The organism is Nitrospirillum viridazoti CBAmc (genome assembly GCF_000730165.1).
GTDB lineage: Bacteria > Pseudomonadota > Alphaproteobacteria > Azospirillales > Azospirillaceae > Nitrospirillum > Nitrospirillum viridazoti.
In genome coordinates this window covers 1,345,100-1,364,350 of the sequence record NZ_CP022111.1, presented here as the reverse complement: position 1 = coordinate 1,364,350, position 19,251 = coordinate 1,345,100, and the positions used below count along the sequence as shown (strand labels likewise).

Sequence of the window (19,251 nt, the reverse complement as noted above, 5' to 3'; positions counted from 1 at the left end):
ACCCGTTGCGCCCCTTCAGGGATGGCACGTCGGACGATCCTGCAACCTTGCGGGCCTTGGGATGCGGCAAATGGCGCAGGCTTGGGGGCGGGGGCTTAAGGCCGGCGTGCCAGGGGGATGTGCGGGGCGGCCGACAGGGGCAGCAGGCCGGTCAGGCGCGGGTCGTCCACCAGCTTGTCCTCCGTCCGCAGGACCTTGAAGCCCACCCGCTGGTACAGGCCCAGGGCCGACGGGTGGTCGAAGGTGCAGGTGTTGACGGTCAGCCGCCGCACCGACGGCTTGGTCCAGGCCAGGCGCACGCCCCAGTCCAGCAGCCATGGGCCGATGCCCCGGCCGATGGCCCAGGGCATCAGGCCGAAATAGGCCACGTCCATGGCGCCGTCGCTGGATAACTTTTCCGCATCCAGTTCGATATAGCCGGCGGGCACGCCCTGGACGGAGACGACGTGTACCTCCACCGCCGGATCGGCCAGGATTTCGGCCAGGCGCTCCGGCGCCATGCGGCGGCGGTATTCCCACAGCCACGGCTCCCCTACCGTGTCGTAGAGGAAACGGTAATAGGCGGACGGACAGTTCCGGGCATGCACCGGCCCGTCCATTCCCTTGGGCCTCGGCCGAGCCGGGCTGGCCGGCGGCTCCGCCATTTCCAGATAGGTCACGGTGACGGGCAGCTTGCCGGCCGGCAGGTCGTCCGGCAGCGTCCAGGTCGCAAGCGTCATGGGGCGGGCCTCGGGCTGGGAGCGGGCCTCAGGCCGGGCCGGTGGCGACGGGCAGATCCGCCCGGCCGCCCCATTCCGTCCATGACCCGTCATAGATGGCGACCTCAGGCTGGCCGATCTCATAGAGCGCCAGGGCCAGGATGGCGGCGGTCAGCCCGCTGCCGCAGCTGGTGACCAAGGGGCGGTTCACGTCCACGCCGGCGTCCTGGAAGCGCGCCGCCAGCTCATCCGGCGGCCGCAGGCGTCCGCCCGCGATCAGGTCGTTGAAGGGCACGTTGCGGCTGCCGGGGATGTGGCCGCCGCGCAAGCCGGCGCGCGGCTCCGGCGCCGTCGCCTCGAACCGGCCTTGCGAGCGGGCGTCCACCACCTGCTCCACCTTGCGGTCCACGTTTTCGCGGATGGCATTGGCATCGCGTACCAGGGCCGGGTTCAGGTGGGCGGCGATCGGCTCTCCCGCCGGTTTGGGCTGGGCGGGACCGGCTTCCACCGGCCGGCCCTCCGCCAGCCATTTGGGCAGGCCGCCGTCCAGGACATAGACCTTGTCGTGACCGAACACGCGGAAGGTCCACCACACCCGGGCCGCGCTGAACAGGTCGTAGACGTCGTAGACGATGACGGTGCTGTTGCGGCCGATGCCCAGGTCGGCCACGGCCTGGGCGAACACCTCGGCCGTGGGCAGCATGTGGGGCAGGGGAATGGTCTTGTCGGCGATGCCGTCGATGTCGAAGAAGACGGCGCCGGGGATATGCTGGGCCGCGAACTCGGCCTTGGCCTCACGCGGCACGGCCGGCATGTGATAGCTGGCGTCCACCACCCGGATGTCCGGGTCATTCAGGTGCTGGGCCAGCCAGTCGGTGGTGACGAGCGCGCTCTGGGTTGCGGGGTTGAGGGCCATGGCCTGGGGCCTCCTTAAAGCCAGCCGGGAACGGGCAGGTTCCGTTCCCGCAGGAATTCCGGGTTGAACAGCTTGGACTGATAACGGGTGCCGAAGTCGCACAGCACCGTCACCACCGTGTGGCCGGGGCCGAGGTCGCGGGCCACGCGGATGGCGGCGGCGACATTGATGCCGCTGGATCCGCCCACCACCAGGCCTTGCGTCTTCACCAGGTCGAAGATGATGGGCAGGGCTTCCTCATCGGGGATCTGCACGGCGTCGTCGATGGGGGCGTCCAGCAGGTTGGCGGTGACGCGGCCCTGGCCGATGCCCTCGGTGATGGAGGTGCCCGAGGACACCAGTTCCCCCGTCTTCTTCCAGCTGTACAGCACGCTGCCCAGCGGGTCGGCCATCACGATGCGGACGTTGGGGTTGCGGTCCTTCAGGGCCAGGGCCACGCCGGCCAGCGTGCCGCCGGTGCCCACGGCGCAGGTGAAGGCGTCGACCTTGCCGCCCGTCTGTTCCCAGATTTCCACGCCGGTGGTGGCGCGGTGGCCCTCGCGGTTGGCCAGATTGTCGAACTGGTTGGCCCAGATGGCGCCGTTGGGCTCCGTCGCCGCCAATTCCTCCGCGATGCGGCGGCTGACATGGACGTAGTTGCCGGGATCCTTGTAGGGCACGGCCGGCACCAGGCGCAGGTCGGCGCCGATCAGGCGCAGCATGTCCTTCTTTTCCTGGCTCTGCGTCTCGGGCATGACGATGACGGTCTTGAAGCCCCAGGCGTTGCCCACCAGGGCCAGGCCGATGCCGGTGTTGCCGGCGGTGCCCTCGACGATGGTGCCGCCGGGCTTCAGCGCGCCGCGCTTGATGGCGTCCTGGATGATGGCCAGGGCCGCGCGGTCCTTGACCGACCCGCCGGGGTTCAGGAACTCGGCCTTGGCCAGGATGTCACAGCCCGTCGCCTTGGAGGCTGCTTCCAGCCGGACCAGAGGGGTATGGCCGATCGTTCCGATGAAACCGTCGCGTATGTCCAAGGCCGTCTTCCGTCGTGTCGAGGTGCGGGCGCCGCCAAGGCGGCCCCGATGGGATGTGCAAAGACTAGTGAGCCCGCGCGCGCCCTTCAAGCGCGGCCCCCGCATATTGGCGTTGAGCGACGGGGAAACCACACAGCCAATGCTGGCAAATCAGGCCTGTGGCCAGCGGGTCACGCCCGCGCGGATGTCCTTGTGTTCCGCCAATGGTAGCGGTAACTTTTCGGCCTTGCCGCCCCGCCGCGAGGATAGGGGCCATAAAAATATCGGGAGGACACATGCGTCGCTTGTTCGGTTTCACCCTGCCTGTCGTGGGCGCGCTCATGGCGGCCGGGGCCGCCACGGCCCAGGACAAGCCCGCCGATCAGAATCCGGTGGCGCTCAACGGCAAGCATTTCCTGTCGCAGCCGCTGGTGACCGAGATTTACACGGCCGACCCCTCGGCCCATGTGTTCGACGGCAAAATCTACGTCTATCCCAGCCACGACATCGATGCCGGCATTCCCGACGACGACCTGGGCAGCCAATACGCCATGCGCGACTATCGCGTCCTGTCCATGGACGCGATCGGCGGCAAGGTGACCATCGGCGGCGTGGCGCTGTCGGTGGAGCAGGTCCCCTGGGCCAAGGAATTCATGTGGGCCCCGGATGCCGCGTACAAGAACGGCACCTATTACCTCTATTTCCCCGCCAAGGATAAGAAGGGCGTCTTCCACATCGGTGTCGCCACCAGCGATAAGCCCGTGGGCCCCTTCAAGGCGGAGGCGAAGCCCATCCCCGGCAGCTTCTCCATTGATCCGGCCGTGTTCACCGACGCGGACGGCAGCAGCTACATGTATTTCGGCGGCATCTGGGGCGGCCAACTGCAGAAGTGGGCCAAGGGCCATTATGACGCCGGCGTCGGCGACACCGACCTGAAGCAGGACGACAAGCCCGCGCTCAGCGCCAAGGTCGCCAAGCTGTCGCCGGACATGAAGACCTTCGCGGAAAAGCCGCGCGACGTCGTCATCCTGGGCCAGGACGGCAAGCCCTTGCTGGGCGGCGACCATGAGCGGCGCTTCTTCGAGGCGTCGTGGATGTACAAGCGCGGCGGCACCTACTACTTCACCTATTCCACCGGCGACACCCACTTCCTGGCCTACGCCACCGGCGACAACCCCTATGGCCCCTTCAAGTACCAGGGCCATTTCCTGCTGCCGGTGCAGGGTTGGACCACCCATCACTCCATCGTCGATTGGGGCGGCAAGACCTGGCTGTTTTATGCCGACAACCAGCTCAGCGGCAAAAACCACCTGCGCAACGTCAAGGTGACCGAGCTGCACTTCAACGCCGACAGCTCGATCCAGACCGTCGATCCGTTTGTGCCGTGATGAGGAGTGGGGGGCGCGGATGCGTCCTCCCTTCCCAACCGCAGACAAGGGCATGGTATAAGGGGCGCACACGACATCCGCAGCTGAAAGCCTGGTCCCATGGCCGTCCGCCGTTCCGAGATTTGCTATACCTGCCGCCATTGGCTGGGCGGCGGTGTGCGGGAGCGGGGACCCAAGGGACAGTGCCGGCGCTATCCGCCGGTGGTGACCGACCGGGCGCCAGCCGGCGTCTTCCCCACCACCCTGTCCACCGACTGGTGCGGGGAATGGCTGCGCAACGCCGGCGTCAAGCCGGAGAGCGACCCCGGCCCGGACACGGATGAGGACGTGATGGTGGACGACCGCCCGCTGGCCGCCGTGCGCGCGGACGCGGCGGCGGGAAAGCAGGCCGGCGCCCGCCCGGGCAAGCAACCCGCCCCGCCGCCGGATGAGGGCAACCTCTACGACGACCTCTGAGGCGTCAGCGGTCCAGGAACCCCAGCGCCGTCCTGTTGAAATCTTCCGGCCGTTCCAGGTGGACCAGATGGCCCACGCCGTCGAACACCACCACCTGGGCGTTGGGCATGGAGGCGGCGATGGCCTTGGCGTTGTCGGCGTTGCGGCCCATGCCGGCGCCCAGTTCCTTGGTGGTGTAGGGCTTGCCCGGCGCGTTGTGGTCGGCCGACCCCATGATGAACAAGGTGGGCGTGGCGATCAGCGGGTATTCGTGCACCACCGGCTGGTCGTGGATCATCTGATAGGACTTGATGAAGGACTTCACCCAGCGCGGATACTCGCCGCTGGCCTTCAGCCGTTCGCGCAAGCTGACGAAGGGCTCGATCTCCGCCACGGGGCCGGACAGGGAATAGGTGTTCTTCAGGAAGTCGCGGTAGGCGTCCGCCGTCAGGCCGTATTCACGGTCGTAAAGGAAGGCGTCGCTGACCGGCGGCACGGTCAGGCGGTAATCCTCCAGCCCCACCGGCGCCTCCAGCACCAGGCGGCGCACCCGCTCCGGATATGTCCGGGTGAAACGGGCGGCCAGCATGCCGCCGATGGAATGGCCCACCAGATCCACCTGCTTGATGCCCAGACTGTCCAGAAGGGCGGCGCTGTTGGCGGCGAAGAAATCGAAGCTGTAGGGCACGTCGGGCTTCGACGATTTGCCGAAGCCGATCTGGTCGGTGGCGATGACGCGGTAGCCGTCAGCGGTGAAGGCGCGGATGACCTTGTCCCAGTAGCTGGCGGGGAAGTTGCGGCCGTGGAACAGCAGGGCCACGCGGCCATTCGGTTTGCCGGTGGGCGCCACGTCCATATAGGCTTGGCGCAGCGTCTGCCCCTCGGCCACGAACTCGAAATAACTGATAGGGAAAGGATAGGGCCATCCCTCCAGCGCGATGCCGATGGGCTCCGCCGCCGCCGGGGCGACGGTGGAGGCCCCCGCCGTGGTGGAGACAGCGGGGCTGGCGGCCAGGGCGGCCGCCAGGATCAGGGGAATAAAGCGCCGCATGAGGGATGGCCCTTCCGGTATCAGGCGATGAAGTCGACCACGCCGCCGTCCACGCGCAGGGCGGCACCATTGGTGGCCGACGCCTGGGGGGAGCAGGCGTAGACGACCATGTTCGCCACCTCCTCCACCGTCGCCGTGCGCTGGATCAGCGAGGTCGGGCGGAAGGCGCGGACGAAATCGGTGCCGACCTCCTCGATCGGCTTGCCGGTCTTGGCCACCTGGTCCTTCAGCATGGCTTCCACCCCTTCCGACAGGGTGGGGCCGGGCAGGACGGCGTTGACGGTGACCTTGCTGCCGCGCGTCAGCTTGGCCAGGCCGCGCGACACCGCCAGCTGGGCCGTCTTGCTGAAGCCGTAGTGAATCATCTCCACCGGGATGTTCAGCCCGGATTCGGAGGAGATGAAGATGACGCGGCCCTGGTTGCGCTCCAGCATGCCCTTGAGGTAGCTGCGGGACAGGCGCACGCCCGACAGGACGTTGACGTCGAACATGCGGGTCCAGTCCTCATCCGGCGTCTCGAAGAAGTCCTTGGGCTCGAAGATGCCGGCGTTGTTCACCAGGATGTCGGCCTGGGGCACAGCTTCCACCAGGGCGGCGGCGCCCTCGGCCGTGCTGACGTCGGCGGCCACACCGCGCGCGTCGGCGCCGGGCACCAGTTCGTTCAGCTTGGCCACGGCGGCGGTGACGGTGGCCTGGCTGCGGCCGTTCACGATGACGGATGCGCCGGCCTGGGCCAGGCCCAGCGCGATGGCGAAGCCGATGCCGGCGGTGGAACCGGTGACGATGGCCGTCTGGCCCTTCAGGTCGATCTGCATGGTTCTGCTCTCTTTGTCAGGGAAAGGGGGCGGTCGGGGAAAGGAGATTGTCGGGGAAAGGGGCGCGGGGTCAGACCAGGGCGCCGCCGCCATCCACATAGGTAACGCTGCCGGTCAGGTAGGGATTGACCATTCCTGAGATAATTTGAACGGCGAGGTGTTCGCCTCGGCCGGCGACGCCGGCGGGCAGTCCTTTGGCGATGCTGGCCAGGCGGGCGGCCTTCTCCGCCGCCGGGGCGTGACCCCACAGCGGGGTGTCGACGAAGCCGGGGGAGACGGCGTTGACCCGCACCGGCGCCAGTTCCAGGGCCAAGCCCTTGGCCAGCGCCTCCAACCCCGCATTGATGGCGGCCTGCAGGGCGGCACCTTTCTTCGGCCGTATGGCGAGATAGCCGGTGACGAAGGTCAGCGAGCCGCCGGGGTTGATGGCGTCCGCCACCGTGGCGGCGCGCGCCACGCGGTACGCGCCCCAGAACTTGGAATTCAGCGAGGCGTAGGCGTCGGCCAGCGGCATCTCCGCCACCGTGCCCCGGCTGGTGCTGGAGGCGGTGACGACCACGTGGTCGTAGGTCTTGCCCCTCTGGAAGAAGCCGGCAACGGCGGTGTCATCCAGCGTGTCCAGCGTGTGGCCCTGGGCCTGGTGGCCGATGATCTCCACCGCCGCCGCCACCTTTTCCGCATTGCGGGAGGCGATGGCGACCCGGGCACCCAGCCTGGCGACGGCGACCGCCGTGGCCAGGCCTATGCCCGAGGAACCGCCAATGACCAGCACGTCCTTATTCGTAAGGTCGAACATTTGCAGGCGTCCTTTTGCCAATGTTTGCATGACCTTTGATGTAGCACCGGCCCGGGGTGGCAAGAATGGGCGCCGTTGCCAAATCACTCTTTCCGAAACGTGAAGAGTGCTTCCGCGACTGTCCCGTTTTTCGCGGGCGCGAGAAAGGCGAGGGTGGGTACGACACGAAACAGATAGGCCGCCGACGGGATTTTTCCCCTGCTGCCTTTCATAAGGCCGGAGTGCTTTTCCATGCCGCTTCCCCTCTTCGCCCTGGCCGCCGCGGCCTTCGCCATCGGCACCACGGAATTCGTCATCATGGGTCTGCTGCCAGACGTGGCGGTGGACCTGGGCGTCTCCATCCCCATGGCGGGCCTGCTCATCTCCGGCTACGCCCTGGGCGTGGTGGTGGGCGCCCCCATCCTGACCCTGACCACGGGCCGGCTGCCGCGAAAGACGCTGCTGGTCGGCCTCATGGCCCTGTTCATCGTGGGCAACGCCCTGGCGGCCGTTTCCACCGGCTACACCATGCTGATGGTGGCGCGCATCGTCGCCAGCTTCACCCACGGGTCCTTCTTCGGCATCGGCTCCGTCGTCGCGGCCAGCCTGGTGCCGGCGGACCGGCGGGCCAGCGCCATCGCCCTGATGTTCACCGGCCTGACGCTGGCCAACATCCTGGGCGTGCCCCTGGGCACCCTGGTTGGCCAGCATTTCGGCTGGCGCGCCACCTTCTGGGCCGTGGCCGGGTTGGGCTTGGTGGCGGCGTTGGCGATGGCGGCGCTGGTGCCGCCGGTTGCCGCCTCGGAACAGGGCAGCCTTGGGCGGGAGGTCGCGGTGCTGAAGCGGCCGGCCGTGCTGGTGGCCCTGGCCACCACGGTGCTGGGTTTCGGTGGCGTGTTCGTCGTCTTCACCTACATCACCCCCATCCTGGAACACGCGGCGGGATTATCCCCCACCGGTGTCACCAGCGCCCTGCTGGTCTTCGGCCTGGGCCTGACCCTGGGCAACGTCCTGGGCGGCAAGTTGGCGGATCGGGCGCTGATGCCCGCCCTGGTGGGCGTGCTGGCGCTGCTGGGCCTGATTCTCGCCGGCTTCTCCCTCACCATGCACAACCCCGCGGCATCCATCGCCACCCTGTTCGTCTGGGGCATGGCCGCCTTCGCCACGGTGCCGCCCCTGCAGATGCGGGTGCTGGAAAAGGCCAGCGACGCCCCCAACCTGGCGGCCTCGCTCAACATCGGCGCCTTCAACCTGGGCAACGCCGGCGGCGCCTTCCTGGGCGGCCTGGTGATCGACGGCGGCCTGGGCTATGAGGCGGTGGCCTATGCCGGGGCCGCCGTGGCGGCCGGCGGCCTGCTGCTGGCCCTGCTGGGGTGGGTCCAGGACCGGCGGATAGTTCAAAGGAGAGCAGAGGCTTAAGCTAATGATTCTTTATGCTAACATGCCACGTATAGCCAGCTGGCGATCTCCAGATATTTCAATCGGAAATCTATTATAATGGAGTGGTGGGGCGAGGATTTATTTTTACTGTCTCTCCCGACTGGAGTTTTACGCTTCCCGCTCCTTGTTGATTGCTGACTTGCTTCTGAACAAATGAACCTATAAAGGCACCGAGAGTTAGCTTCGCTAATTCGAGGTATTCTGCATTATGTAAAAACATAATGGAAAAAAAGAGCGTGAGTCCAATTGTGGCTAACGGAAGACCTGTGAGGCCAAGTTTGGTAAAGTTTCCGGAAAATCCACCAAGGCTTCTAAGGCGAACATATTGTGTTATCGCTTCTTCATTTCCTTTTATGATAGCGCCTGATAGTGCGTTCCATTCCAGCTTATTAACGATTAGACCTGGTTCTGTGATTGACGCAGTTCCTGCTGCATGAAGTAAACTTACGCCGACGAATGCGCTGAAAACTCCAATGCTGCTTAGAAGTATTGGAGGGAAGTATTCTAATAATATATTTGCGCTTGTGGTGGCTGGTGATTTTACATATATCAGAATAACCCCAGTTGCTGCGAAGGATGCAATGGACATGTATATGAATATTATAGCGCCGAGGCCAACATAATTAACATTTTTCCTCGCTTGTGGTGACGGGTCGGCTTCTGCTTGGACATGTTCTTGGTTCGACATTATGTCCCTCCGCTTAGGCGATGGCGGAAATTCCAACGATCCACGGAATCGTAACTCAACTTTAAATTATCAGTAATATATTTAGATCAACTTTATATAATTGCGGTTCACATGGCTTAGGTGACCAAACGATCTCGAAGGGGCGTAGGTTGAGATCCTCGGCCACGCGGCGTGGACCGACCCTCCACATATTCTCCACAAAACTCGGATAACCCATCCCGGAATTATCGGCCACTTTGCTATCTTGCTTCGGTTCCCGGGGAGCGTGTAGCAACCGCGGGTAGTGAGCGCCCAAGGCCGCCGTAACCGTCAGGATGACGCCCGAGATGTTGAAGCGATTGAGTTTTCCGGCCCTCGCGGGCGCTGCCCTGCTGGCCCTGACGGCGTGCGAGAAGAAGCAGGAGCAGGCGGCCCCGCCGCCGCAACAGGTGGGCTACGTCGTTCTGCACACCCAGACGGTGCCGCTGCGCGCGGAGTTGGCCGGCCGCACCAGCGCCTATCGCGTCTCCGACGTGAGGCCGCAGGTGGCCGGCATCATCCAGAAGCGCCTGTTCGAGGAAGGCGCCATGGTCCAGGCGGGTCAGCTGCTGTACCAGATCGACCCGGCGCCCTATGAGGCCGCCTACGAGCAGGCCCAGGGCACCCTGGCCAATGCCGAGGCCAACCTGATCAGCCTGAAATCCAAGGCCGAGCGCTATGGCGAGCTGGTGAAGGTCGAGGGTGTCAGCAAGCAGGATTATGACGACGCCCGCGCCGCCTACCAGCAGGGCGAGGCCACCATCATCGCCGACAAGGCGGCGGTGAAGGCCGCCAAGGTCAACCTGGACTACACCCGCATCACCGCCCCCATCAGCGGCCGCATTGGCCGGTCCAGCATCACCGAGGGTGCCTTGGTGACGGCCGACCAGACGACGGCGCTGGCCACCATCACCCAGCTGGACCCCATCTACGTCGACATCACCCAGTCCAGCATCGAGATGACGTCGCTGAAGCGGCGCCTGGTCTCCGGCGGGCTGGGCAAGGCCGACGCGCAGGTAACCCTGAAGCTGGAGGACGGCACCGCCTACGCCACGCCCGGTACGCTGAAGTTCGCCGAGGTGTCGGTGGACCAGGAGTCCGGTGCCGTGACCCTGCGCGCCATGTTCCCCAACCCGCAGGAAATGCTGCTGCCCGGCATGTACGTCCGCACGATGGTGGAGCAGGGCGTGATGTCCGACGCCATCCTGGCGCCGCAGCAGGGCGTGTCGCGCAATCCCAAGAGCGAGCCCATCGCCCTGGTGGTGACGGCCGACAACAAGGTGGAGCAGCGGCCGCTGACGGTGGACCGCACGGTGGGCGACAAGTGGCTGGTGACCAACGGCCTGAAGGACGGCGACCGGCTGATCGTCGAGGGCTCGCTGAAGGTCAAGGCCGGTCAGACGGTGACGCCGGTGGAGGTGAACCTGTCGGCCAAGGCGGCGCCCGCCAGCGGCGTGCCCACTGGCGGCGCGCCCACATCGGGCAACGGGAAATAAGCCGCCATGTTCGCACGCTACTTCATCGACCGGCCCATCTTCGCCTGGGTCATCGCCATCGTCATCATGCTGTTCGGCGTGCTGGCCATCTTCACCCTGCCGATCTCGCAATATCCCGACATCGCCCCGCCGTCGGTCTCCATCAGCGCCTCCTACCCCGGCGCGTCGGCCGAGGCGGTGGAAAGCAGCGTGGTGCAGGTGCTGGAACAGCAGCTGACCGGCATCGACCACCTGCTGTACTTCAGCTCCAGCAGCAGCTCCAACGGCAGCGCCAGCATCAGCGTCACGTTCGAGCAGGGCACGAACCCCGACGTGGCCCAGGTGCAGGTGCAGAACAAGGTGTCCCAGGCCACCAGCCGCCTGCCCACCCAAGTGCAGCAGCAGGGCATCACCGTCGCCAAGGCGCAGACCGACTTCCTGATGGTGGTCGCCGTCTACGATGAGACGGACAAGGCCAGCAGCGCCGACGTGGCCGACTTCCTGGTCAGCAACCTGCAAGACCCGCTGAGCCGCGTGAACGGCGTGGGCACCACCCGCGTCTTCGGCTCGCAGTACGCCATGCGCATCTGGCTGGACCCGCACAAGCTGCACAGCTACGGCCTGATGCCGTCGGACATCGAAAGCGCCATCCAGGCGCAGAACACCCAGGTGACGGCGGGTGAGATCGGCGCGCGGCCCTCCGCGGACACCCAGCAGTTGAACGCCACCGTCACCGCCATGTCGCGGCTCCAGACGCCGGACCAGTTCCGCAAGATCATCGTCAAGACGCTGACCAACGGCGCCACCGTGCACCTCAGCGACGTGGCGCGGGTGGAACTGGGCAACGAGGATTACAGCGTCAGCACCCGGCTGAACGGCCACCCGGCCTCGGGCATGGCCCTGCAGCTGGCCTCGGGAGCCAACGCCATGACGACCGCCGCCGCCGTCAAGGCCAAGGTGGAGGCCATGGCCCACAACTTCCCCGCCGGCTACAAGATCGCCTATCCCCGCGACAGCACCGCCTTCGTGAAGCTGTCCATCCATGAGGTGATCAAGACCCTGATCGAGGCCATCATCCTGGTGGTCATCGTGATGTTCGTCTTCCTGCAGAGCTGGCGCGCCGTGCTGGTCCCGGCCATCGCCGTGCCCGTGGTGCTGCTGGGCACTTTCGGCGTGCTGTCGGCGGCGGGTTATTCCATCAATACCCTGACCCTGTTCGCCATGGTGCTGGCCATCGGCCTGCTGGTGGACGACGCCATCGTCGTGGTGGAAAACGTCGAACGCATCATGCGCGAGGAGAAGCTGTCGGCCTATGAGGCCACGGCGAAATCCATGACCGAGATCACCGGCGCCCTGGTGGGCATCGCCATGGTGCTGTCGGCCGTGTTCCTGCCCATGGCCTTCTTCGGCGGGTCCGTCGGCGTGATCTACCGCCAGTTCTCCATCACCATCGTGTCGGCCATGGCCCTGTCGGTGGTGGTGGCCCTGGTGCTGTCACCCGCCCTCTGCGCCACGCTGCTGAAGGCCAACGGCCATGCCCATACCAAAGGGCTGGCCGGCTGGTTCAACCGGAATTTCGACCGGGGGCAGGAGGGTTACGCACGCCGCCTGGGCGGTATCGTCGGCCGGCCCGTGCTGTTCATGCTGGCCTATGGCGTCATCGTCGGCGCCATGGCCCTGCTGTTCGTACGCTTGCCCACCAGCTTCCTGCCCGATGAGGACCAGGGCAGTGTCATGGTGCAGTACACCCTGCCCGTGGGCGCCACCTACGCCCGCACCGACCAGGTGTCCCGTGCCATCGAGAAGTACTTCCTGGAGAATGAGAGCGGCACGGTGCGCGCCCTGTTCACCGTGGCCGGCTTCAGCTTCGCGGGCTCGGGCCAGAACGCCGGCATGGCCTTCCTGGCGCTGAAGGACTGGAGCGATCGGCCGGGGGCCGAACACCGGGCCCAGGCCATCGCCGCCCGGGCGACGAAAAGCCTGTCCAGCATCCGTGACGCCCAGATCTTCTCCCTGATCCCGCCGTCCATCCAGGGCCTGGGCCAGTCCAACGGTTTCGACATGTGGCTGCAGGACAACGGCACCCTGGGCCATGCCGGCCTGATGGGCGCCCGCAACCAGCTGCTGGGCCTGGCGGCGCAGGAAAGGACCTTGCAGGCCGTCCGCCCCAATGGCCTGGATGATACGCCGCAGCTGAAGATCGACATCGACCACGCCAAGGCGACCGCGCTGGGCCTGTCCATCGGCGATATCACCAGCACGCTCAGCGGCGCCTGGGGCGCGAACTACGTCAACGACTTCATCGACCGCGGCCGCGTGAAGCGCGTCTATGTCCAGGGCGACGCGCCCTACCGCTCGGCGCCCGAGGATCTGGGGGCCTGGTACGTCACCGGATCCAACGGCACCATGGCGCCTTTCACCGCCTTCGCCCAGGCGCGCTGGGAAATGGGCCCGCCGCAGCTGCAGCGCTTCAACGGCCTGGCCGCCCTGGAAATCCAGGGTGCCGCCGCCGGTGAGACCAGCTCCGGCGATGCCATGAACACCATGGAAAAGCTGGCGGCCCAGCTGCCGCCGGGCACCAGCCTGTCGTGGACCGGCCTGTCCTACCAGGAACGGCTGTCCAGCGGCCAGGCGCCCATGCTGTACGCCCTGTCCATCCTGGTGGTCTTCCTCTGCCTGGCCGCGCTGTATGAAAGCTGGTCCATCCCGGTGTCGGTGCTGCTGGTCATCCCGCTGGGCGTCCTGGGCGCCGTCACCGCGGCGACCCTGCGGGGCCTCAGCAACGACATCTATTTCCAGGTGGGCCTGCTGACCACCATCGGCCTGTCCGCCAAGAACGCCATCCTGATCGTGGAGTTCGCGGAGGCGGCGGAGAAGCGCGGCGTGCCCACGGTGCAGGCCGCCATTGAGGGCGCGCGCCTACGCCTGCGGCCCATCCTGATGACCTCCCTGGCCTTCGTGGCCGGTGTGCTGCCGCTGGCCCTGGCCACGGGGGCGGGGGCGGGCAGCCAGAACGACATCGGTACCGGCGTGGTCGGCGGCGTCATTTCGGCCACCGTCCTGGCCATCTTCTTCGTGCCCCTGTTCTATGTCCTGGTGCGCAAGCTGTTCGGCGGCGACCTGGCCGGCAAGCACGGCGCCGCCCCCAGGAACGACCCGGCCGACGACCAGCATTCGGAGGGCGTGTGATGACGCAGCCGTTCTTGCGCACCACGACCGCCCTTGTGGCCACCTCCCTTCTGGCGCTCAGCCTGCTGGCCGGCTGCATTTCCCTGGACCCGGACTATCAGCGCCCGGCCGCCCCGGTGCCGTCCGCCTGGCCGCAGGGGGCGGCTTACGGCCAGCCCGCGGCGGGCATGCCGGCGGCGGAGACGGGCTGGCAGGACTTCTTCGTCGACGCCGACCTGCGCGCCGTCGTCGGCCAGGCGCTGGACAACAACCGCGACCTGCGGGTGGCGGTGCAGAACGTGCTGGCCGCCCGGGCCAAGTATCGGGTGCAGGAGGCGGCGCAGCTACCGACGGTGAACGCCTCGGCCAGCGGCAGCTACAGCCGTACCGGGGCCGGGTCCAACCGGCAGGAGACCAAGTCCCTGTCCGCCGCCGTCGGTGTCAGCGCCTTCGAGGCCGACCTGTTCGGCCGCGTCGCCAGCCTGACGCGGGCGGACCTTGAGACCTACCTGGCGGAGGAGGAGACGGCGCGGGCCACGCGCATCAGCCTGATTTCCGAGGTCGCCACCGCCTACATCACCTACGCCGCCGACAAAAGCCTGCTGCGCATCGCGCAGGAGACGATGGAAAGCGCCCAGCATTCCGCCGACGTGACGCGCAAGCGCCTCAGCAACGGCGTCGCCACCCGGCTGGACGCGGCGGAGGCCGACACCATCTATCAGACGGCGCGGGCGGACGTCGCCAATTACACCACCCTGGTGGCGCAGGACCTGAACGCGCTGGAGACGCTGACCGGCGGGCCGGTGGACCCCGCCCATCTGCCGGATGGCATTGAGGGCCGCACCTTCACCCTGGCGGCGCTGCCGGCGGGGATGAGCAGCGGCGTGCTGCTGAACCGGCCGGACGTGCTGTCGGCGGAACACAGCCTGAAGTCGGCCAACGCCAACATCGGGGCCGCCCGCGCCGCCTTCTTCCCCACCGTCAGCCTGACGACGGCGGCCGGCTTCGCCAGTTCGGCCTTCGGCAACCTGTTCCAGGCCCAGTCGCAGTCGCTGAGCTTCACGCCCTCGGTCTCGGTGCCCATCTTCGACAATGGCGCCAACCAGGCCAACCTGGACTATGCCAAGGCCACGCAGCAGGCGGCGGTGGCGACATATGAGAAGACCATCCAGACCGCGTTCAAGGAGGTGGCGAACGCCCTGGCCCGCCGCGGCACCATCGCCGAGCAGCTGGACGCCCAGCAGGCCAAGGTGCGCAGTGCCCAGACCAGCTACGACTTGTCGCAGGCCCGTTACAAGCAGGGGGCGGACAGCTATCTGAACGCCCTGGACGCCCAGCGCACCCTCTATTCCGCGCAGCAGACCCTGGTGTCGGTGCAGCTGACCGACGCCGGCAACCTGGTCACGCTGTACCAGGTGCTGGGCGGCGGGGTGAAATAGGAAGGGACGGGGATCATGAGTTCCCTGGTGCTGATTGCCGAGGACGAGCCGGAGATCGCCAGCATCCTGCAGGGCTACCTGGAGCGGGAAGGCCTGCGCACCGTCACCGCCATCAACGGCCAGGTGGCGCTGGACCTGCACCGCGCCCTGCCGCCCGACCTGGTCATCCTGGACGTGAAGATGCCCAGGGTGGATGGGTACGAGGTGCTGGCCGAGCTGCGCCGGCGCGGCGACACCCCCGTCATCATGGTGACGGCGCTGAGCGAGGATCTGGACAAGCTGCAGGCCCTGCGCATCGGCGCCGACGACTACATCGTGAAGCCCTTCAACCCGCTGGAGGTGGTGGCGCGGGTCAAGGCCGTCCTGCGCCGCACCCGTTCCACCGAGGGGCAGACCCTGCTGCGACTGGGCGGGCTGGAACTGGACCTGACCGCCCACATGGCGGTCGTGACCACGGCGGGGAAGCGCAACCGGCTGGACCTGACGCTGACGGAATTCCGCATCCTGGCCCACATGATGCGGGCCCCCACCCGCGCCTTCACCCGGGGGGAATTGATTGACGCCTGCCTGCCCGAGGGTGACACGCTGGAGCGCACCATCGACAGCCACGCCAGCAACATCCGGCGCAAGCTGCAGGCCGCCGGCGCCGGCGGCTTCATGGAAGGGGTGCGCGGCGTGGGCTATCGCCTGGGACCGGCCGTCTAAGATGTGGCGCTTCCGGCGCATCACCGGCCTGAACCGGCAGCTGGTCCTGTCCATGGCCGCGGTCACCGGCCTGGCCCTGGTCATCATGACCGTGGGCCTCACCATCTTCTTCACCGTCATGTTCCGCCTGTGGCCGGACCTGTTCCACCATCCGCCCGGGATCTGGCAGCATGTCATGGACTGGTCGGTCACGGCGCTGCTGGGCATGGTGGGCGTCGCCATGGCGGCGCGGGCCGCGGTCCGCTTCGCCCGCCGGCTGATCGCTTCGCTGGACGCGGTGGCCGGGGCCGCCAAGCGCATCGCCGGCGGCGACCTGACGGCCCGCGCCCAGGTGGACGAGAGCGGCTTCCGGGAGACCAAGCAGCTGGTGCACGACTTCAACGCCATGGCGGCGCAGCTGGAGCGCGCCGCCATCGAGATGCGCACCTGGAACGTGGCCATCGCGCATGAGCTGCGCACGCCCCTGACCATCCTGCGCGGCCGCCTGCAGGGCTACGCCGACGGCGTGTTCACCCCGGATATGGAAGCCTTCCGCGGCCTGGTGGGACAGGTCGATCTGCTGACCCGCATCGTCGATGACCTGAAGCTGCTGACCCTGGCGCAGAGCGGCCGGCTGGAACTGCGGCGGGAGCAGGTGGACGTGGCAGCGGAGGCGGCGGCCGTGGTGGCCCTGGTGAGCCCCACCTGCGCCGCTGCCGGCCTGGCGATCGAAACCGACCTGGCGCCGGTGGAGGTTTCGGCCGACGGCGCCCGCGTGCGCCAGGCCCTGCTGGCCCTGCTGGAAAACGCCCGCCGCTACGCCGCCCCCGGCCGGGTGCGGGTGGCGATCGTGCTGGAGGGCGGAAGCGTTGTGCTGCGCGTGGCGGATGAAGGACCTGGCCTGCCACCGGGCATGGAGGCCCACGCCTTCGACCCCTTCTGGCGCGCCGACGATTCCCGCGCCCGCATCAGCGGCGGCACCGGCCTGGGCCTAGCCGTCGTCCAGGCCATCGCCCGTGCCCATGGCGGCGACGTGCGCGCCGAACCGGTCACGCCCCAGGGCGTGGCGTTCGAGATCAGGCTGCCGCTCAAGCCGTGACGGTGTCGCGCGCCGGCCGGTTGGCCACCCCCCAGCACGGATCGGCCTTCAGTTCCGCCGACAGGAAATCAAGAAAGGCGCGCAGCTTGGCGGCGGCGTGGCGGCCGGCGGGGTAGACGGCCTGGATGGCGGGCGCCGGGGAGTGGTATTGCGGCAGCAGGCCCTTGAGGCGGCCGGTCGCCAGGTCGTCGCAGATGTCCCAGATGGATTTCAGCACGATGCCGGACCCCGCCAGCGCGGCGGCGTGGCCGACCTCGCCATCGTTGGTCTGGATCAGGGGGCGGATTTCCACCGCCACCGGTTCGCCCAGCGCCTCGCGGCAGTCGAAGCGCCAGGTGGACATGGGCGGGTCGCCCATGACGATGCAGTGGTGGTGCAGCAGGTCCTGCGGCGTCGCCGGCTCACCATGTTGGGCGATGTAGCCGGGGGCGGCGCAGGGGATGCGGTAGTTGGGCGCCAGCCAGCGCACCATCAGGGTGCTGTCGGGCAGGGCCGCCTGGCGGATGGCGACGTCGATGCCGGCCTCCACCAGATCCACCACCGTGTCGGTCACCAGCACCTGCACCCGCACGTCGGGATACTGGGCATGGAAGCGGGGCAGGCGGGGGGCGATGTGGCGGCGGGCGAAGGCGGCCGTGGCCGTCACCCGCAGCAGGCCGGTGGCAGCGCGGCGGCGGCTGGCCACCAGATCCTGCGCCTCTTCCAGGTCGGCGACGATGCGCACGCAGCGCTCATGGAATTCCAACCCCTCATCCGTCAGGCTGAAGCGGCGGGTGGTGCGGTTGGCCAGGCGCACGCCCAGCCGCTCTTCCAGCCGGGCCAGGCGCTTGGACACCACCGCCAGCGACAGGTCCAGCTCCCGCGCCGCCGCCGACAGGCTGCCGGTGGCGACGACGCGGATGAAGATGGTGATGTCGGTCAGGTTCTCGATCAGCATGGGGCGTCCGGGACCGGAAGGGGGACCCCGGTCGCCCGGGCCCCCTTTCATAGCGTGAGACCGCCCGACTTAGAACGGCCAGGTGGCCTGCGCACCCCGGCATGGACCCGTATGGCCGGGCTGCATTCAGGCATTTCCATAGCGATGCGAGGTGCTGCCATCGCGGCCGGCATTGGGCGATGTCGCGGCCGGCGCATCCTCCAGCCGCGTGCGCAGATACTCGATCAGCAGGCTGACTTTGGGCGACAGGTGGCGGCGGTGCGGATAGACCGCCCACACCCCCTCGTCCGGCGGACGCAGATGGTCCAGCAGGGGCACCAGCCGCCCCTCCGCCAGGTGGGCTGCGACATAGAAGTCCGGCAACTGGCAGATGCCCAGGCCCTGCAGGGCGGCGTCGACCACGGCGAAGCCGCTGTTGCAGCGCCAGTTGCCCTGGGGACGGACATCCACCTCCCTGCCGTCGACGCTGAACTGCCAGACCTCCGTCGTGCCCACCAGGCAATGGTGGCGGGCCAGATCCTCCAGGCTGTGCGGCGTGCCATGGCGGTCGATGTAACCGGGGGCCGCGCACAGGTGGCGGGTGCGCGAGGCCAGGCGGGTCGCGATCAGGCGGCTGTCGTGCAGGCTGCCGGTGCGCACCGCCAGGTCGAAGCCTTCACCCACCAGATCTACCACGCGGTTGCTGAGGTCTATGGTCACCGCCAGCTGTGGATGGCTGGCGGCGAAGCGGTTGACCAGGGGGACGATGTAGCGCTCCCCATAAGCGATGGAGCAGGTGAGCCGCAGATGGCCCTTGGGCGCGCCATCCTGCTCGCTGACGGCGGCGTACATGTCCTCGCGCTCATCCACCAGGCGGCGGCAGCGCTCCAGGAAGGTGCTGCCAGCGTCGGTCAGGCTGACGTGCCGGGTGGTGCGGTACAGCAGGCGCACCTGCAAGCGATCCTCCAGCCGTGCCACCGCCCGGCTGACGTGGGAGGTGGAGATGCCCAGCCGCTGGGCCGCGCGTGAGAAACTTTCCGTTTCGCCCACGGCGATGAACTCATCGATGCCGTCCCAGCGTGCCATCGCAAAGGCGCCCTTGGATTATTGCCTGTCAGCAACAATGATTTGCCGAGTGGCGGCGGGCATTGCCAGGAAAATCGATACTATAGTCGCGCGGACGGGAGCGCCCACCTTGGCGTAAGGTGGCGGCTCACGGGCCGGTTTCCCTTACTCTGAAGGGGAAGGCGCCGG

Annotated in this window: 18 protein-coding genes; 8 read left to right on the top strand and 10 right to left on the bottom strand. The window is 67.4% G+C overall.

Annotated features, from left to right (window positions below; translation table 11 throughout):
- Positions 1–95: 95 nt before the first annotated feature.
- Genes Y958_RS19245 through Y958_RS19235 form a run of 3 tightly spaced genes read right to left on the bottom strand, consistent with a single transcriptional unit; the run spans position 96 to position 2,627 of the window.
- Positions 96–719 carry a GNAT family N-acetyltransferase gene (locus Y958_RS19245; RefSeq protein WP_088873551.1) on the bottom strand — a complete coding sequence of 208 codons (624 nt, stop codon included), beginning with the start codon at positions 717–719 and terminating at the stop codon, positions 96–98.
- A gap of 28 nt (positions 720–747) precedes the next feature.
- Positions 748–1,614 (bottom strand): 3-mercaptopyruvate sulfurtransferase, encoded by an 867-nt coding sequence (gene sseA / locus Y958_RS19240; protein ID WP_088873550.1) that lies wholly within the window; start codon positions 1,612–1,614, stop codon positions 748–750.
- Between the two features lie 14 nt (positions 1,615–1,628).
- Positions 1,629–2,627, bottom strand: a complete 999-nt coding sequence (locus tag Y958_RS19235; protein WP_088873549.1) for a cysteine synthase A — start codon at positions 2,625–2,627, stop codon at positions 1,629–1,631.
- 275 nt (positions 2,628–2,902) lie between these two features.
- Between Y958_RS19235 and Y958_RS19230 the strand changes: the two genes are divergently transcribed.
- Together Y958_RS19230 and Y958_RS19225 are read left to right on the top strand one after the other, a co-directional pair.
- Positions 2,903–3,994: a glycoside hydrolase family 43 protein gene (locus tag Y958_RS19230; protein ID WP_088873548.1), complete on the top strand. Its 1,092-nt coding sequence runs from the start codon at positions 2,903–2,905 to the stop codon at positions 3,992–3,994.
- 99 nt (positions 3,995–4,093) lie between these two features.
- Positions 4,094–4,450, top strand: coding sequence for a hypothetical protein (locus tag Y958_RS19225; RefSeq protein WP_088873547.1), 357 nt, complete (start codon positions 4,094–4,096; stop codon positions 4,448–4,450).
- Positions 4,451–4,454: 4 nt separating this feature from the next.
- Here the strand turns inward: Y958_RS19225 and Y958_RS19220 are convergent, their stop codons facing one another.
- The 4 genes from Y958_RS19220 to Y958_RS32025 all read right to left on the bottom strand — a co-directional run bounded on the left by Y958_RS19220 (position 4,455) and on the right by Y958_RS32025 (position 7,324).
- A complete protein-coding gene (locus tag Y958_RS19220) occupies positions 4,455–5,480 on the bottom strand; it encodes an alpha/beta hydrolase (RefSeq protein WP_186291349.1) in 1,026 nt (341 codons plus the stop codon).
- Between the two features lie 20 nt (positions 5,481–5,500).
- Positions 5,501–6,295 carry an SDR family NAD(P)-dependent oxidoreductase gene (locus Y958_RS19215; RefSeq protein WP_088873546.1) on the bottom strand — a complete coding sequence of 265 codons (795 nt, stop codon included), beginning with the start codon at positions 6,293–6,295 and terminating at the stop codon, positions 5,501–5,503.
- A 70-nt stretch (positions 6,296–6,365) separates the two neighbouring features.
- Positions 6,366–7,091, bottom strand: a complete 726-nt coding sequence (locus Y958_RS19210; protein WP_088873545.1) for an SDR family oxidoreductase — start codon at positions 7,089–7,091, stop codon at positions 6,366–6,368.
- An 83-nt stretch (positions 7,092–7,174) separates the two neighbouring features.
- A complete protein-coding gene (locus tag Y958_RS32025) occupies positions 7,175–7,324 on the bottom strand; it encodes a hypothetical protein (protein WP_186291348.1) in 150 nt (49 codons plus the stop codon).
- On the opposite strand from Y958_RS32025, the gene Y958_RS19205 reads away from it, so the two are divergent.
- The gene (locus Y958_RS19205; protein ID WP_088873544.1) at positions 7,323–8,489 is read left to right on the top strand and encodes an MFS transporter; all 1,167 of its coding nucleotides are present in this window, start codon (positions 7,323–7,325) and stop codon (positions 8,487–8,489) included. The genes Y958_RS32025 and Y958_RS19205 overlap by 2 nt on opposite strands.
- 73 nt (positions 8,490–8,562) lie before the next feature.
- On the opposite strand, the gene Y958_RS31480 is transcribed toward Y958_RS19205, so the two are convergent.
- Positions 8,563–9,198, bottom strand: a complete 636-nt coding sequence (locus Y958_RS31480) for a hypothetical protein (RefSeq protein ID WP_145727669.1) — start codon at positions 9,196–9,198, stop codon at positions 8,563–8,565.
- 326 nt (positions 9,199–9,524) lie between these two features.
- Here Y958_RS31480 and Y958_RS19200 point away from each other — a divergent pair, with 326 nt between their 5' ends.
- From Y958_RS19200 to Y958_RS32840, 5 genes are read left to right on the top strand one after another with little or no spacing between them, the layout of a single operon-like run.
- Complete coding sequence (locus Y958_RS19200) at positions 9,525–10,712, top strand: efflux RND transporter periplasmic adaptor subunit (RefSeq protein WP_244909462.1); 1,188 nt, start codon at positions 9,525–9,527, stop codon at positions 10,710–10,712.
- Positions 10,713–10,718: 6 nt separating this feature from the next.
- Entirely contained in the window at positions 10,719–13,880 is a 3,162-nt protein-coding gene (locus Y958_RS19195) for an efflux RND transporter permease subunit (RefSeq protein WP_088873542.1), read from the top strand.
- A complete protein-coding gene (locus Y958_RS19190) occupies positions 13,880–15,298 on the top strand; it encodes an efflux transporter outer membrane subunit (RefSeq protein WP_244909461.1) in 1,419 nt (472 codons plus the stop codon). Before Y958_RS19195 ends, Y958_RS19190 begins: the two co-directional genes overlap by 1 nt.
- 15 nt (positions 15,299–15,313) lie before the next feature.
- Entirely contained in the window at positions 15,314–16,003 is a 690-nt protein-coding gene (locus tag Y958_RS19185; RefSeq protein ID WP_088873541.1) for a response regulator, read from the top strand.
- Between the two features lies 1 nt (position 16,004).
- Complete coding sequence (locus Y958_RS32840) at positions 16,005–17,081, top strand: ATP-binding protein (RefSeq protein WP_088873540.1); 1,077 nt, start codon at positions 16,005–16,007, stop codon at positions 17,079–17,081.
- Here Y958_RS32840 and Y958_RS19175 read toward each other — a convergent pair.
- Both Y958_RS19175 and Y958_RS19170 read right to left on the bottom strand, forming a co-directional pair.
- Positions 17,071–18,018 (bottom strand): LysR family transcriptional regulator, encoded by a 948-nt coding sequence (locus Y958_RS19175; RefSeq protein ID WP_088873539.1) that lies wholly within the window; start codon positions 18,016–18,018, stop codon positions 17,071–17,073. The genes Y958_RS32840 and Y958_RS19175 overlap by 11 nt on opposite strands.
- Before the next feature lie 126 nt (positions 18,019–18,144).
- On the bottom strand, positions 18,145–19,083 hold the full coding sequence (locus tag Y958_RS19170) for a LysR family transcriptional regulator (protein ID WP_088873538.1): 939 nt from the start codon (positions 19,081–19,083) through the stop codon (positions 18,145–18,147).
- Between the last annotated feature and the right edge of the window lie 168 nt (positions 19,084–19,251).